Origin of the sequence: Streptomyces hyaluromycini, from assembly GCF_002217755.1 — a bacterium.
Taxonomy (GTDB): domain Bacteria; phylum Actinomycetota; class Actinomycetes; order Streptomycetales; family Streptomycetaceae; genus Streptomyces; species Streptomyces hyaluromycini.
Window position 1 is genome coordinate 58,673 of sequence record NZ_BCFL01000037.1, and the last position, 13,911, is coordinate 72,583.

The following is a 13,911-nucleotide window of genomic DNA, read 5'->3' on the forward strand; positions in this document are numbered from 1 at the left end:
GACGCTACGGCGCGGCCTGGTCCGGGCGGGTCGGGACCGGTACCTGGTTGAAGCCGTAGTAGAGGGCGAGCAGGCCGTGTGCGGCCAGGGTGAGCGGTGCGGAGACGAAGGCGAGGCCGACGGTGAGCGGGTAGCCGAGTGAGCCGAGCGCGAAGCGGGCGCGGGTGGCACGCGCGGCCTCGACGTCGACGCGGGCGTCGAAGAGGTGGCCGGTCCGGGTGAGATGCCACCACAGTGCCTGGAAGGCGGCCGCCATCAGGACCATCACCAGGCTGTAGACGGCCGCCGCCGCGTGCGAGGACGCGTCCTCCCGCAGGTACTCGGCAAGCATCGCCGTCGGCCAGGGCACGGCGGACACCACCATCAGCACCAGCAGGTTCAGGAACATCAGCTTCCGGTCGACCCTGGCTACATAGCTGAACAGCTGGTGATGGTTGACCCACATGATCCCGACGACCAGGAAGCTCACCACATAGGCGGCGTAGGACGGCCACTGGGCGCCCAGTGCCTGCCAGAGGCTGTCGCCCTCCGCGGTCTTCGGCACCTTGATGTCCAGGACGAGCAGGGTGACGGCGATGGCGAAGACCCCGTCGCTGAAGGCCTCCACACGGCCCGACTCGTTCATGACGTACTCCCCCGTCGGCTCACGGTGACTTTCTACCGCCACCCCGGCGCCCGAGTCACGTGATCGACCGAGGTGCCGCGAGGGGCAGGGCGGCCTCTGTCGTGCCCCTTGCTGCCGCGCGCCGCCGGCCGAGGTGGTTGAAGACCAGGTTCAGCAGCACGGCTGTCACACAGCCCGTCGAGATGCCCGAGTCGAGGACGATCCGGGTGGTCTCCGGGAAGGCGTGGTAGAAGTCCGGCGCGGTGATCGGGACGATGCCGACGGCGAGGGAGACGGCGACGACCAGGATGTTCTCGTCCTGGTCGAGACCTGCCCTGACCAGGGTCTGGATGCCGCTGGCGGCCACCGACCCGAACAGGACCACGCCGGCGCCGCCCAGCACCGGGCGGGGTACGACGGCGATCAGCGAGGCGGCCATCGGGCACAGCCCCATCAGCACCAGGAAGCCGCCGCCGACGGCGACCACGAACCGGCTGCGGATCCGGGTCATCGCGACCAGGCCGATGTTCTGCGCGAAGGCGCTGCACATGAACCCGTTGAAGAGCGGGCTGATCGCCGAGCCGAGGGTGTCGGCGCGCAGGCCCGCCGCGATCGTCCGCTCGTCGGCGGGCCGTTCCACGATCTCGCCGAGCGCCAGCATGTCCGCGGTCGACTCGGTCATCGAGACCACCATCACCACGCACATCGACACGATCGCGGCGACCTGGAACTGCGGGGCGCCGAAGTGGAAGGGGGTCGGGAAGCCGATGACGTCCGCGTCCGCGACCGGCCCGAAGTCCGTGGCGCCGAAGGGGACGGCGATGACCGTGCCCGCGACCAGGCCGACGAGTACGGCGACCTGTTTGACGAAGCCGCCGGTGAAACGGCGGAGGAGGAGAACGATGAGGAGGGTCGCGGCCGCCAGGCCGAGGTATTTCGCCGAGCCGTAGTCGCCGGCCGTCGGGTCGGGGCCCTGTGCCCAGCCGAAGGCCACCGGGAGCAGGGAGAGACCGATCAGGGTGATGACCGTGCCGGTGACGACGGGCGGGAAGAAGCGGACCGCCTTGCTGAAGAAGGGGGCGGCGAGGAAACCGAGGAGGCCGGCGACGATCACCGCGCCGAAGATGACGGGCAGGGCGTCGGACCTGTCGTGGGTGGACGCGGCTATCGCGGTCATCGGGGCGACCCCGGCGAAGGTGACGCCGTTGACGAAGGGCAGCCGGGCGCCGATCTTCCAGATGCCGAGGGTCTGGAGGAAGGTGGCGAGGCCGGCGGTGAAGAGGCAGGCGCCGGTCAGGAAGGTCAGTTCGGTGCCGGTGAGGCCGATGGCCGCGCCGACGATCAGGGGCGGGGCGACCACTCCGGCGTACATGGCGGCCACGTGCTGGAGGCCCGTGGTGGCCATTTTCAGGGCGGGGAGTTTCTCGTCGACAGGGTGCACGGGATGCGCGGACACGGGTGGCTCCTCCGGTCGGTTGACACGTCGGCTCTGACGCGGGTTTCAGGGAGGTGGTGCGTGCGGTCATGGGGGCACCTCCCGCTCGATCGAGCGAAGCCGAGAGTGGGGGAGGGACCGAAGGACGGTGACCGTTCCTGGGCGCGCGCAGGACAGCGCGCGCCCAGGAGACAGCCGCCGTGGACCCTGTTCGGGGTCCACGGCCACCGGCCGGGAGCCGTCCCTCCCGACCGGAGCTCAAGTGCCTTACGGATGAGTGGGGTTACCGCCCGGCGAGCTGTGCCAGCCGCTGGGCCTCGGCCCGCGTGGCGCGGGCGATCGCGTCCTCGTCGACGTGCAGCAGGCGGCCCGCCTCGACGATCTGCCGGCCGTTCACGAAGGAGGCGGTGACCGGGGCGGCCGCGCCGAAGACCAGGGCGGTCACCGGGTCGGCGATGGAGGCGTGGGCGAGGGTGTCCAGCTTCCAGAGGACCAGGTCGGCGAGCTTGCCGGGTTCGAGGGAGCCGATCTGGCTCGCGCGGCCCAGAACCTGGGCGCCGCCGTAGGTGCCGAGGCGCAGCGCCTGGCGGGCGTTGAGCGCGGCCTCCTTGTGCGCGCCGAGGCGGTTGATGAGGAGGGCGTTGCGCAGTTCGGTGTGGAGTTCGCCGGACTCGTTGGACGCGGTGCCGTCGACGCCGAGGCCGACCGGGACGCCGGCGGCGAGCATGTCGGGGACGCGGGCGATGCCGGCCGCGAGGCGGGCGTTGGACGACGGGCAGTGCGCCACGCCGGTCTTCGTGCGGGCGAACGCGGCGATGTCGGAGTCGTTCATGTGGACGCAGTGCGCCATCCACACGTCCTCGCCGAGCCAGCCGGTGGACTCGAAGTAGTCGGTCGGGCCCATGCCGAACAGCTCCTTGCAGAACTGCTCCTCCTCGACGGTCTCCGAGCCGTGGGTGTGCAGGCGTACCCCGAGGCGGCGGGCCAACTCGGCCCCCTCGCGCAGGAGTTCGGTGGAGACGGAGAAGGGCGAGCAGGGGGCGACGGCCACCTGGGTCATCGCGTCGAAGGAGGGGTCGTGGTGCTCCTTGACGGTCGCCTCGGTGGCGGTGAGGGCGCCTTCGAGGGTCTCGACGGCGAAGTCCGGGGGCAGGCCGCCGTCCTTCTCGCTGCGGTCCATGGAGCCGCGGGCGAGGGTGAAGCGGACGCCCGTCTCGCGGGCGGCGCGGATGATCGCGCCGGACAGGTCGCCGGAGTCCCTGGGGAAGACGTAGTGGTGGTCCATCGCGGTGGTCACGCCGCCCCGGGCCATCATCGCGAGCGAGCCCTGCGCGGCCGCGTACACCATGGGCTCGTCGATGCGCGCCCAGGTCGGGTACAGCGCGACCAGCCAGTTGAAGAGGTTGTGGTCGGTGGCCAGGCCCCGGGTGATCCACTGGTAGTAGTGGTGGTGGGTGTTGACCAGGCCGGGGGTCACCAGGTGGCCGGTGGCGTCGATACGGCGTACGACGTTCTCCAGGCCCTCGGGAGCCCTGCCCGCGCCGAGCGACTCGACGCGGTTGCCGACGATGACGACGTACCCGTCGGCGTACTCGGTGTCGTGGGCGTCGACGGTCGCGATCGAACAGTTCTCGATGACGATGCGCCGGTCTGCTGCCATGATTCGTCCTTTTCGCTCAGTGGACTGGTGGTGAGGGCACGGCAGGACCCTGGAGATTTGAGTGCCGCGGCCGGGGAGCGGGAACCCCGCCGGCCGCGGGTGCCGATGTGGGGAGTTGGTCAGAGGCTGGTGAGGTCCACCGGGATCTTCGCCTCGCAGCCGTCCCGCAGGACGGTCGCCTCGATCAGGCCGTAGGGCCGGTCGGCGGCGTAGTACACGGCACCGTCCTCGGTGGCGTTCTTCAGGCCGAACGGCTCCAGGTCCACCAGGAAGTGGTGCTTGTTCGGGAGCGAGAAGCGGACCTCGTCGATCTCGCCGCGGTTGTCGATGATCCGCGAGCCCATCTGGTAGAGCGTCTGCTGGAGCGAGAGGGAGTAGGTCTCGGCGAAGGCCTGGAGCAGGTGCTTCCTCGTCTGCTCGTAGGACTTCTCCCAGTGGGGCATCTCCTGCTCGTCGTCGGTCCAGTTGAACCGCCAGCGCGCGGAGACCTGGGTGGCCAGGATGCGGTCGTACGCCTCGGGGAGGGTCGTGTACTTGTCCTTGACGTAGCCCCAGAACTCGGAGTCGGTCGAGTTCATCACGACGAGGTCCTTGAGTCCGGAGACGACCTCCCACTGCTCGCCGTCGTAGGTGATCTGGGTGAGCCGGGTCTCCTGGCCCTGGCGGACGAAGGAGTGCGCTCCCCTGCCCGCGTGCTCGATCCGCTCCCAGGCGTACTCCTCGATGCGGATCCGGGCCGTCCTGATCGGCTCCTGGCTGGTCACGAAGTGCCGGGCCAGGTGGATGCCGAACTGCTCGGCGGACTCGATGCCGTGCTCCTTGGCGAACGCGAACACCGTGTTCTTGGTGGTGTCGGTCGGCAGGACGTTGGCGTTGGAGCCGGAGTAGTGGACCTCGTCCATGTCGCCGGAGAGCGACACCGAGACGTTGAGGTCCTTGATGTGGTGGGTGGCACCGTCCCGCGTGATCTTCACGACCCGGTTCTCGGCCTTGCCGTACTGGTTCTGTCCAAGAATCGTAGGCATGTGTAGCTAGCTCCCTCGGTAAACGGAGTAGCCGAACGGGTTGAGCAGCAGCGGTACGTGGTAGTGCTCGCCCGGTACGACGGCGAACGTGATCGCCACCTCCGGGAAGAACACGGCCGGTCCGCTGTCCCGATTCGCGGGGGCGTCCTGCTGCGCATCGGCTTGCTTCTTCGCGGACTTCTCGAAATACGGCTCCACGGCGAAGTCGAGCCGTACGTGTGTGGTGCCCTCCGGCAGCGCCGGCAGGTCCTTGCACCGGCCGTCCGCGTCGGTCGCGGAGCCGCCGAGCGCCTGCCAGTCCGCTTCCCGGCCGGGGCGGGCGGAGAGCAGGACGGCGACGCCCCCGGCGGGGCGGCCGACGCTCGTGTCCAGGATGTGGGTGGACACGGAGGCGGTGGTGCTGGTGCTCATGGTGTCAGGCGTCCTCTTCGACGAGTCGGGCGAGCCGGATGCGGTTGATCTTGCCCAGCTCGGTGCGGACGATCTCCCGCTCCTGCTCGGGCGGGTTGCCGATCCGCTCCTTGACCGCGTCCCGCATCTCCTCGCCGCTGCGGCCGGTGGCACAGATCAGGAAGACATGGCCGAACCGCTCCTGGTAGGCCAGGTTGAGTTCGAGCATCTCCGCCTTGAGGCCGTCCCCGGCACCGGCCATGCCGGACTGCTCCCGGGCCGAGGTGGGGTCGCCCGGCTTGGGGCGGCCGATCGGCGGGTGCCCGGCCATGGCCTGAGCCAGGTCCGCCGTGCTCAGCTCGGCCATGGCGGCGTCGCTGGCGGTGTAGAGGGCCTCCGGGGTGGCATAGGGGCGGGCGGCGAGCAGGCGCCGGGCCCATGCCGTGGAGGCGCACGCCTCGTGGAGGGCGGCGAGGGCCGCGCGCTCCTCCAGTTCGTTGAACCGGGCCAGGCCCGGGGGCGTGGAAGTCGACGTCACGGGAGCCTCCGTGGCCGTGGGCGGCCTTCGTGCTGAACGGGCTGCGGTTAGCTAACGCCCTCCGGAACTCGCCGTCAACACTTTGTTGAAAATTCCGCGTAACAACCCCCGGGCGCACCCGTGGACACACCCCGGCGGGTCAGTTCTCCTTCTCGCGGTTGAGGTAGTTGTAGACCGTGAAGCGGCTCACCCCGAGCGCGCCGGCCACGGTCTCCACACCGTGCCGTACGGAGAAGGCGCCCCGCGCCTCCAGTATGCGCACGACCTCCTGCTTCGCCTTGCGGTCCAGGTCGGCCAGCGGCTTGCCCTGCTTGCGCTCCATGGCGGCCAGGATGTGGTCGAGGGAGTCCGCGAGTTGCGGCAGCCGTACGGCGACCACGTCGACGCCCTCCCAGGCGAGCACGACGTCGTCGGGGCCGGCCTCGTCGGGCGGGAGCATCTCCCCGCCCATGGCGTCGACCAGCGGTTTCACGGCGGTGATGAAGGGCTCGTCCGCGTTTCCGGTCACTTGTCGCCGCCCTCCCCCACCACGTTGACCTGGAGCGAGATCCGGGTGGCCCCGGCCTCCAGCGCCCTGCGCAGCAGCGCGTCCACGGCGCCGAGCACGGCGTCGGAGCCGCCCTCCGCCGTGTTCCCGAACGGCCCGACGTCCACCGCGTCCAGATCGGCCGCCTCGATGACCTCACGCGCGACCAGCGCGTGCGCGGGGGCCTCGTCGAGGTCGAAGGGCTCGGTCGTGAACTCCACTCTCAATCGCACGGGCTCAACCTAACGCGCGGCGCTGCTCTTCGGGCAGCCCTTCCGGCCTACCCGCTCTTGCGCAGGAAGCTCCGCAGTCGCCGCTCCGGCCAGGTGTTGATCACGTCGTCCTCGGTGAGCCAGCCGCGCTGGGCGGTGCCGATGCCGTAGCGCATGTTGGCGAGGTGCGGGACGGCGTGGGCGTCGCTGTTCACGGCGAACTTCACGCCGTGCCTGCGGGCCCGCAGGATGTCCTCGTCGCGCAGGTCGAGGCGGTGCGGGTGGGCGTTGATCTCCAGGGCCGTACCGGTGCGGGCGCAGGCGGCGAAGACCGCGTCGAGGTCGGCGTCGATGCCGGGCCGCTTGCCGATGAGGCGGGTGGTGGGGTGGCCGATGACATTGACGTACGGGTTCTCACAGGCCCGCACGAGCCGCCGGGTCAGCGCCTCGCGGCTCTGCCTGAAGTGCGAGTGCACCGCGGCCACGCACAGGTCGAACCCGGCGAGGAACTCGTCCGGCCAGTCCACCTCGCCCTCCGGGCCGATGTTCAGCTCGGTGCCGTGCAGCAGCCGCAGCCCGCCGCGCCGGCCCTTGACGGGGTACGTGCCGTCCAGCTCGCGCACCCGCTCCCGCTGGGCCAGCATCCGCTCGTCGGTCATGCGCTGCATGACCAGGTCGGGCGCGTGGTCGGTGATCGCGTAGTAGGCGTAGCCGCGTGCGGCGGCCGCCTCGGCCATCTCCTCCAGCGGGGCGAGCCCGTCCGTGAGGTCGGTGTGGGTGTGCAGGTCACCGCGGAGGTCGGCCTCGGTGACCAGCTCGGGCAGTGCGCCGCGCAGCCCGGCCTCGACCTCCCCGCGGTCCTCGCGCAGCGTCGGCGGGATCCACGGCAGGCCGAGCCGGGCGTACACCTCCTCCTCGGTCCCGGAGACGATCTTCTCGCCGCTCTCGACGTCGAAGAGCCCGTACTCGGAGAGCTTGAGCTTCTGGTGCACCGCGATCTCCCGGGTGCGGATGTTGTGGGCCTTCGAGCCGGTGAAGTACTGGAGGGCCGCACCCCAGGAGTCCGGCGGTACGACGCGCAGGTCGACGCTGAGGCCCCTGCTGGTGCGTACGGAGGTCTTCTTCTCGCCCTGCCCGATGACCTCGGTGACGTACGGCAGCGCGGTGAACGCCCGCATGAGGGGCAACGGTTTCGTCGCCGCCGCGAGGATGTCGATGTCGCCGATCGTCTCGCGCATCCGGCGCAGTGAGCCGGCGTAGGTGCACCGCTCGCAGCCGGTCACCGCGGAGAGCGCGCCGACGATGTCCTCGGCCAGCTCCATGGCCACGTCGATCTGCACCCGCACGCCGGAGGACCGGAGCAGTTCGATGCCGTGGAGGATGTTCTCCTCCGTCTTCGGCCCGAAGCCCTTGAGGTCGCGCAGCCGTTCGTCGTGGATGGCGTCCGCGAGCTCCTGCACGGACGAGACGCCCAGTTCCTGGTAGACCGCCATGGCCTTCTTCGGGCCGAGGGTGGGGATGGCCGTCAGCCGCCGGACTCCGTCCGGGATCTTCGCCCGCAGCTCCTCGACGGCGGCCACCCCGCCGCTGTCGAAGTACTCGCGGACCTTCTGGGCGATCGACTTCCCGACGTTCGGGATCTCCTGCAACCCCTTGAGGTCGAGGGTGGAGACATCGGCGTGGTGGCCGCCGACGGACCGGGCGGCCTTCTCGTAGACCCGCGCCCTGAACGCGTCTCCGCCGGTGATCGAGATCAGGTCCGCGTACTCCTGGAGCAGCGCGGCCACCTCGTCGTTGGTCCGAGCCATGTCTTCAGGGTAGGGCGCCGGTTTTGCGCGGGCGCTCTTGACAGCTCTCCCCGGTCACAGGCAGTCTTCCGTTAAGCAGAAATCAACTTCCGTAATACGGAAATACAGACAGCGGAAGGGAGCGCCGACCCCCATGCCAGGTTTTGGATCGGGCACAGCCGCAGAGCAGCGCTTCAACGTCAACCTGTCGATCCTCTTCACGGAACTCCCGCTCCTGGAGCGCCCGGCGGCCGCCGCCGCGGCCGGCTTCTCGGCGGTCGAGCTGTGGTGGCCCTGGGTCGACTCCCCCACCCCCGAGCGGTCCGAGCTCGACGCGCTGAAGAGGGCGATCGAGGACGCGGGCGTCCGGCTGACCGGCCTGAACTTCTACGCCGGACAGCTCCCCGGCCCCGACCGGGGCGCCCTGTCGGTCCCGGGCGCGGAGTCGGAGCGGTTCCGCGCCAACATCGACGTCGCCGCCGGCTTCGCGGAGTCGCTCGGCTGCACGGCCCTCAACGCGCTGTACGGCAACCGTGTCGACGGCGTGGACCCCGCCGAGCAGGACGCGCTGGCGCTGGAGAACCTGGCACTCGCGGCGCGCGCGGCCGACCGGATCGGCGCGGTGCTGCTGGTCGAGGCGCTGAACAGGCCCGAGTCGCCGCGGTATCCGCTGGTGTCGGCGGCGGCCGCCGTCGAGGTCGTCGACAGGGTCAACGCGGCCACCGGACTCGGCAACGCGCGCTTCCTGATGGACCTCTACCACCTGTCCATGAACGGCGAGGACCTGCCGTCGGTGATCGAGCGGTACACGCCGAAGACGGGCCACGTCCAGATCGCCGACAACCCGGGCCGCGGCGCCCCGGGCACGGGATCGCTCCCCCTCGAAGACCTCCTCGACCAGCTGAGGAAGGCCGGTTACGACGGCTGGATCGGCCTGGAGTACAAGCCGGGGGCTTCGCCGAGCGCGGACACCTTCGACTGGCTGCCGGTGGAACAGCGCGCCGCCCGTTGATGTGACCGTCCCTGGGGGCGGCCGCCCCCAGACCCCCGCTTCGGCCTTCGGCCTCGTCCTCGATCGCCGGACGGGCTGCTTTTGCCGACGCGCGCCGAGCAGCAGACGTATCGCAGCAGCCAGAGAGGCACCCCCCTATGAGCAACACACTCCCCAAGATCGCCTGGATAGGCCTCGGCATCATGGGCTCCCCCATGTCCGAGAACCTGGTCAAGGCGGGTTACGACGTCACCGGCTTCACGCTGGAGCAGGACAAGCTGGACCGGCTGGCCGCCGCCGGCGGCACCGCGGCCGCCTCGATCGCCGAGGCCGTGCGGGACGCCGACGTGGTCATCACGATGGTGCCCGCGTCGCCGCAGGTCGAGGCCATCGCCTACGGCCCGGACGGCATCCTCGACAACGCCGGGTCCGGCACGCTCCTCATCGACATGTCGTCCATCACCCCGCAGACCTCCGTCGACCTGGCGAAGGCGGCGCGGGACAAGGGCATCCGCGTGCTCGACGCGCCCGTCTCCGGCGGCGAGGCCGGGGCCGTCGAGGCCGTGCTGTCCATCATGGTCGGCGGCGAGCAGGCCGACTTCGACAGCGCGAAGCCGATCTTCGAGGCGCTGGGCAGGACCATCGTGCTGTGCGGTCCGCACGGCTCCGGCCAGACCGTGAAGGCCGCCAACCAGCTGATCGTCGCCGTGAACATCCAGGCATGCGCCGAGGCCGTGGTCTTCCTGGAGAAGTCCGGCGTGGACCTGGCGGCCGCGCTGGACGTGCTGAACGGCGGCCTGGCCGGCTCGACCGTGCTGACGCGGAAGAAGGACAACTTCCTGAACCGCGACTTCAGGCCGGGCTTCCGGATCGACCTGCACCACAAGGACATGGGCATCGTGACGGACGCGGCCCGCAACGTCGGCGCGGCCCTGCCGGTCGGTGCCGTGGTGGCGCAGCTGGTCGCCTCCCTGCGCGCGCAGGGCGACGGCGGCCTGGACCACTCCGCGCTGCTGCGCTCGGTGGAGCGCCTGTCCGGCGCCCGGGTCTGAGCCGGCCCCCACGACTTCCGGCCGGCGCCGGCGCCGACAACTGTCCTGTCGCGCCCAGGCGCCGGCGCCGCCCGGAAACACACCCCGGTGTTCTTCGACAAGGACCCGCTCACCACTTCCACGCCGCCGGCCCGGAGTACGGCGGGCGCGTGGCGAAGGCGGTCCGCGCCCTGGGCGTGGACCGAGCCCGCAGACGGCCCGCGGCGGCCGAACGGCCCGGATGAGGGGTGGCCGGTCGGTGTCGGTGCGCGGGCGGGGCGAGGACCGCGGCGGCGTGCGAGCCAGTGCGGTGGTGAAGGAACCGGGCGCTCTTCCCGACCAGAGGGAGGAACGCCCCCGGTTCCGTCGCACCCGCCGCGGTCCCAGCCATACTCCCCGAGCCCCGTCCGGCGGCGCGAACGTCCTGTCGCGCCCAGCCTCGCGCCGTCGGACGGCCACAGCCGAGGAGAGCCTCACGGACTGGCCGAGGAAAGCCTCACGGACTGCCCGAGCGCCGGACGCGGCATCGCCCGCGTCCGGCGCTTCGGCGTGCGTTTCCGCCTCCGCCGCAGGAGCCTTGAGGCATGACAGCACATCCACCGACGGAGTTTCCGCACATCGTCGTGCACGCACCGGCCCTGGACGGCTCCCGGCGGGTCACCGAGGGCGACGTGACCCTCGGGATCGCCTCCCACCTCGACGACGTGGTCGAGATCCTGCGGATGGCCGACCTGGACCGGATCGAGGTCGAGGAGAGCGACCTCGTCGAGTGGCAGGGCGGCGGCCCGGACGACTGGCCGGGACTGACCGAGCACCCCGAAAGCTGACGCACCGGTACGAATGCGTCGCCCGATCCTCAAATAAAGCTCTGAACTCTGGTCAACATGCTTCAACCGCCCCAGTCAGGGGGCATATTCACGTCACACGGTGCCCGCCGGCACGGGGGCGGCGGGCACCGAGTGACCGACAGCACGAAGCGGGCGGCCCGTCCCCTCGGACGGGCCGCCCGCTCTCGTCTGCGCCGGCTCAGACCTTCAGTGTCCTGATCGAGGTCGGGGCGTGCTCCGGCTCGGTCGCGATCTCCTCGAACTCGACGACGTTCGAGATGTCGTTGGTGGTCGACATGGAGATGTTGGTGACCCGCTCCAGGATCGCCTCCACGACGACCGGCACCTGGTGCTCGGCGGCCAGCTTCTTGGCCCTCTCGAAGGCGGCGCCCAGTTCCGCCGGGTCCGTCACCCGGATCGCCTTGCACCCCAGGCCCTCGGCGACCTTGACGTGGTCGACTCCGTAGACGCCCAGCTCGGGCGAGTTGATGTTCTCGAACTCCAGGTTGACCTGGAAGTCGATGTCGAACGCCCGCTGGGCCTGACGGATCAGGCCCAGGTAGGAGTTGTTGACCAGGACGTGGACGTACGGGATCTTGTGCTGCGCGCCGACCGCCAGCTCCTCGATCATGAACTGGAAGTCGTAGTCGCCGGAGAGGGCGACGACGGACGCCTCCGGATCGGCCTTGGCGACGCCCAGCGCGGCCGGGATCGTCCAGCCGAGGGGGCCCGCCTGGCCGCAGTTGATCCAGTGCCGGGGCCTGAAGACGTGCAGCATCTGGGCGCCGGCGATCTGCGAGAGGCCGATCGTGGAGACGTACCGGGTCTCCGGGCCGAAGGCCTTGTTCATCTCCTCGTAGACGCGCTGTGGCTTGATCGGGATGTCGTCGAAGTGCGTACGGCGCTGGAGGGTCGCCTTCTTCTCCTGTGCCGCGGCCGCCCACTGCGCGCGGTCGGGGAGGCCGCCCGCCGCCTTCAGCTCCCTCGCCACCCGGACGAACAGCTCCAGGGCCGCCTTCGCGTCGGACGCGATGCCGTAGTCGGGGGCGAAGATCCTGCCGATCTGGGTGGGCTCGATGTCGACGTGGACGAAGGTGCGGCCGGCCGTGTAGACGTCCAGCCTGCCGGTGTGGCGGTTGGCCCAGCGGTTGCCGATGCCGAGCACGAAGTCGGACTCCAGGAAGGTCGCGTTGCCGTAGCGGTGCGAGGTCTGCAGGCCCACCAGGCCGGCGTTCAGTTCGTGGTCGTCGGGGAGCACTCCCCAGCCCATCAGGGTCGGGACGACCGGAGTGCCCGTCAACTCGGCGAACTCGACGAGGAGTTCGGCGGCGTCCGCGTTGATGACCCCGCCGCCGGCGACGATCAGCGGGCGCTGCGACGCGTTCAGCATCCCGATCGCCTTCTCGATCTGGGCGCGGGTGGCGCCGGGCTTGTAGACCGGGAGCGGTTCGTACGTCTCCGGGTCGAACTCGATCTCGGTGAGCTGCACGTCGATCGGCAGGTCGATCAGGACCGGACCCGGCCGGCCGGAGCGCATCAGATGGAAGGCCTGCTGGAAGACGCCCGGGACCTGGGCCGCCTCCAGCACGGTGACCGCCATCTTCGTGACCGGCCCCGCGATCGAGGCGATGTCGACGGCCTGGAAGTCCTCCTTGTGGATCACCGCGGTCGGGGCCTGGCCGGTGATGCAGAGGATCGGGACGGAGTCGCCGGTGGCCGAGTACAGGCCGGTGATCATGTCGGTGCCGGCCGGGCCGGAGGTGCCGATACAGACGCCGATGTTGCCGGGGTGCGTGCGGGTGTAGCCCTCGGCCATGTGCGAGGCGCCCTCGACATGACGGGCGAGGGTGTGATGGATGCCGCCGGAGGCCTTGAGCGCCGCGTAGAAGGGGTTGATCGCCGCGCCGGGCACACCGAACGCATCGGTGACGCCCTCCCGCTTGAGGATCTCAACTGCCGCGCGGGCAGCGGTCATACGAGCCATCGAGAACTCCTGCTTTCGGCTGTCGGATGCCTGCTCCCGTCGCGCCCCGCGGTGAGCATTGTCTTGAGTTTTCCGTAATACGGAAATTAACTTCTGCTATCTGAAATCAATGTAGGTGCGGTGACGAACGTCGTCAAGGGACGGACAACCGGGCCCCGGCGGGAGCACCATGGGACGGCTGAAGCGACGCGACGCCTGAGGTGGGGCCATGTCCGAGAGCGTGCCGGTGCGCTGTCCGGCCTGTCGGCGCGAGCACGTCTACACCGCGCCGTCGTACCCGTGCGCCTGCGGCGCGCCGGTCACCCCGAGCCTCGACGACAGGGCCGGGCCGACGCTCGTGGCGCACCGCGCCTGGGACGCCGACTGGGTGACGGTGAGCTGCGGCTCCTGCGGCCGCCGGGACCAGTGGCCGCAGCCGGAGCTGGGCTGCCCGTGCGGGGCGGTGCTGCGCATCGCGGTCGCCGGCACCCGGTCCGCGTCCCCGCCGGCCCCCGAGCCCCGGCCCGCGTTCCATCCCGTGACGATCCGCACCGCCCGCGACGCGGTCACCGCGGCCGCGCTCTATCTGCGCTGGCTCGGCTACCGGGACATACGGCGGGCCGACCAGCGGCCACCGTCCGGCATCGGGCTGGCCGCCCGGGGGCTGGTGGCCCAGGTGGACCCGACCGTGCAGCCGGCCTCCCGGCGGGACGTGGAGTGCCTGTGGCTGACGGCGTTGACGGAGGACTCGGGGTGCGTGTACTTCTCCCTTGCGGGGTACGCCGAGGAGGCGCGTGAGCGGGCCGACGCTTTGGGGGTGCCGTTGTTTGTTCTGGACTTCACGGGGACGCCTCAGCCGGTGAACAGTCCCGCCGATGAACTGCACGCCTCAGGTCGGTGACCTGGCTGCGGGCCGGTGTGG

At 70.5% G+C, this 13,911-nt stretch carries 14 protein-coding genes; 4 read left to right on the forward strand and 10 right to left on the reverse strand.

Going from position 1 to position 13,911, the window contains the following annotated elements; genetic code table 11:
* Nucleotides 1-4 precede the first annotated feature (4 nt).
* The 9 genes from SSP29_RS46975 to polX form a co-directional block, all read right to left on the reverse strand.
* On the reverse strand, nucleotides 5-625 hold the full coding sequence (locus SSP29_RS46975) for a TMEM175 family protein (RefSeq protein ID WP_089107141.1): 621 nt from the start codon (nucleotides 623-625) through the stop codon (nucleotides 5-7).
* A gap of 55 nt (nucleotides 626-680) precedes the next feature.
* Nucleotides 681-2,060 carry a nucleobase:cation symporter-2 family protein gene (locus SSP29_RS46980; RefSeq protein ID WP_150136294.1) on the reverse strand — a complete coding sequence of 460 codons (1,380 nt, stop codon included), beginning with the start codon at nucleotides 2,058-2,060 and terminating at the stop codon, nucleotides 681-683.
* A gap of 262 nt (nucleotides 2,061-2,322) precedes the next feature.
* Nucleotides 2,323-3,699 (reverse strand): 8-oxoguanine deaminase, encoded by a 1,377-nt coding sequence (locus SSP29_RS46985; protein ID WP_089107142.1) that lies wholly within the window; start codon nucleotides 3,697-3,699, stop codon nucleotides 2,323-2,325.
* A 119-nt stretch (nucleotides 3,700-3,818) separates the two neighbouring features.
* Nucleotides 3,819-4,724, reverse strand: a complete 906-nt coding sequence (gene pucL, locus SSP29_RS46990; protein ID WP_089107143.1) for a factor-independent urate hydroxylase — start codon at nucleotides 4,722-4,724, stop codon at nucleotides 3,819-3,821.
* Between the two features lie 6 nt (nucleotides 4,725-4,730).
* Complete coding sequence (gene uraH / locus SSP29_RS46995; protein WP_089107144.1) at nucleotides 4,731-5,135, reverse strand: hydroxyisourate hydrolase; 405 nt, start codon at nucleotides 5,133-5,135, stop codon at nucleotides 4,731-4,733.
* Between the two features lie 4 nt (nucleotides 5,136-5,139).
* Entirely contained in the window at nucleotides 5,140-5,652 is a 513-nt protein-coding gene (gene uraD, locus SSP29_RS47000) for a 2-oxo-4-hydroxy-4-carboxy-5-ureidoimidazoline decarboxylase (RefSeq protein ID WP_089107145.1), read from the reverse strand.
* A 139-nt stretch (nucleotides 5,653-5,791) separates the two neighbouring features.
* Complete coding sequence (locus SSP29_RS47005) at nucleotides 5,792-6,160, reverse strand: helix-turn-helix domain-containing protein (protein WP_089107146.1); 369 nt, start codon at nucleotides 6,158-6,160, stop codon at nucleotides 5,792-5,794.
* A complete protein-coding gene (locus SSP29_RS47010) occupies nucleotides 6,157-6,411 on the reverse strand; it encodes a YkoF family thiamine-binding protein (RefSeq protein WP_089107147.1) in 255 nt (84 codons plus the stop codon). The genes SSP29_RS47005 and SSP29_RS47010 overlap by 4 nt, the downstream gene beginning before the upstream one ends.
* 47 nt (nucleotides 6,412-6,458) lie before the next feature.
* Nucleotides 6,459-8,198 carry a DNA polymerase/3'-5' exonuclease PolX gene (gene polX / locus SSP29_RS47015; RefSeq protein WP_089107148.1) on the reverse strand — a complete coding sequence of 580 codons (1,740 nt, stop codon included), beginning with the start codon at nucleotides 8,196-8,198 and terminating at the stop codon, nucleotides 6,459-6,461.
* A 133-nt stretch (nucleotides 8,199-8,331) separates the two neighbouring features.
* On the opposite strand from polX, the gene SSP29_RS47020 reads away from it, so the two are divergent.
* From SSP29_RS47020 to SSP29_RS47030, 3 genes are all read left to right on the forward strand, one after another.
* Nucleotides 8,332-9,189: a TIM barrel protein gene (locus SSP29_RS47020; RefSeq protein ID WP_089107149.1), complete on the forward strand. Its 858-nt coding sequence runs from the start codon at nucleotides 8,332-8,334 to the stop codon at nucleotides 9,187-9,189.
* A gap of 137 nt (nucleotides 9,190-9,326) precedes the next feature.
* Nucleotides 9,327-10,220, forward strand: a complete 894-nt coding sequence (locus SSP29_RS47025) for a 2-hydroxy-3-oxopropionate reductase (RefSeq protein WP_089107150.1) — start codon at nucleotides 9,327-9,329, stop codon at nucleotides 10,218-10,220.
* A gap of 563 nt (nucleotides 10,221-10,783) precedes the next feature.
* On the forward strand, nucleotides 10,784-11,026 hold the full coding sequence (locus tag SSP29_RS47030) for a hypothetical protein (protein ID WP_089107151.1): 243 nt from the start codon (nucleotides 10,784-10,786) through the stop codon (nucleotides 11,024-11,026).
* Between the two features lie 199 nt (nucleotides 11,027-11,225).
* Here the strand turns inward: SSP29_RS47030 and gcl are convergent, their stop codons facing one another.
* Complete coding sequence (gcl, locus tag SSP29_RS47035; RefSeq protein ID WP_089107152.1) at nucleotides 11,226-13,010, reverse strand: glyoxylate carboligase; 1,785 nt, start codon at nucleotides 13,008-13,010, stop codon at nucleotides 11,226-11,228.
* 208 nt (nucleotides 13,011-13,218) lie between these two features.
* On the opposite strand from gcl, the gene SSP29_RS47040 reads away from it, so the two are divergent.
* Nucleotides 13,219-13,890 carry a hypothetical protein gene (locus SSP29_RS47040; protein WP_089107153.1) on the forward strand — a complete coding sequence of 224 codons (672 nt, stop codon included), beginning with the start codon at nucleotides 13,219-13,221 and terminating at the stop codon, nucleotides 13,888-13,890.
* Nucleotides 13,891-13,911 lie beyond the last annotated feature (21 nt).

What these genes read in the sequence shown, in the direction of transcription:
- gcl (WP_089107152.1), bottom strand. Translation starts at nt 13,010, where the DNA reads ATGGCTCGTATGACCGCTGCCCGCGCGGCAGTTGAGATCCTCAAGCGG.
- uraH (WP_089107144.1), bottom strand. Translation starts at nt 5,135, where the DNA reads ATGAGCACCAGCACCACCGCCTCCGTGTCCACCCACATCCTGGACACG.
- SSP29_RS47030 (WP_089107151.1), top strand. Translation starts at nt 10,784, where the DNA reads ATGACAGCACATCCACCGACGGAGTTTCCGCACATCGTCGTGCACGCA.
- SSP29_RS47020 (WP_089107149.1), top strand. Translation starts at nt 8,332, where the DNA reads ATGCCAGGTTTTGGATCGGGCACAGCCGCAGAGCAGCGCTTCAACGTC.
- SSP29_RS47040 (WP_089107153.1), top strand. Translation starts at nt 13,219, where the DNA reads ATGTCCGAGAGCGTGCCGGTGCGCTGTCCGGCCTGTCGGCGCGAGCAC.
- pucL (WP_089107143.1), bottom strand. Translation starts at nt 4,724, where the DNA reads ATGCCTACGATTCTTGGACAGAACCAGTACGGCAAGGCCGAGAACCGG.
- SSP29_RS46985 (WP_089107142.1), bottom strand. Translation starts at nt 3,699, where the DNA reads ATGGCAGCAGACCGGCGCATCGTCATCGAGAACTGTTCGATCGCGACC.
- SSP29_RS47025 (WP_089107150.1), top strand. Translation starts at nt 9,327, where the DNA reads ATGAGCAACACACTCCCCAAGATCGCCTGGATAGGCCTCGGCATCATG.
- polX (WP_089107148.1), bottom strand. Translation starts at nt 8,198, where the DNA reads ATGGCTCGGACCAACGACGAGGTGGCCGCGCTGCTCCAGGAGTACGCG.
- SSP29_RS46975 (WP_089107141.1), bottom strand. Translation starts at nt 625, where the DNA reads ATGAACGAGTCGGGCCGTGTGGAGGCCTTCAGCGACGGGGTCTTCGCC.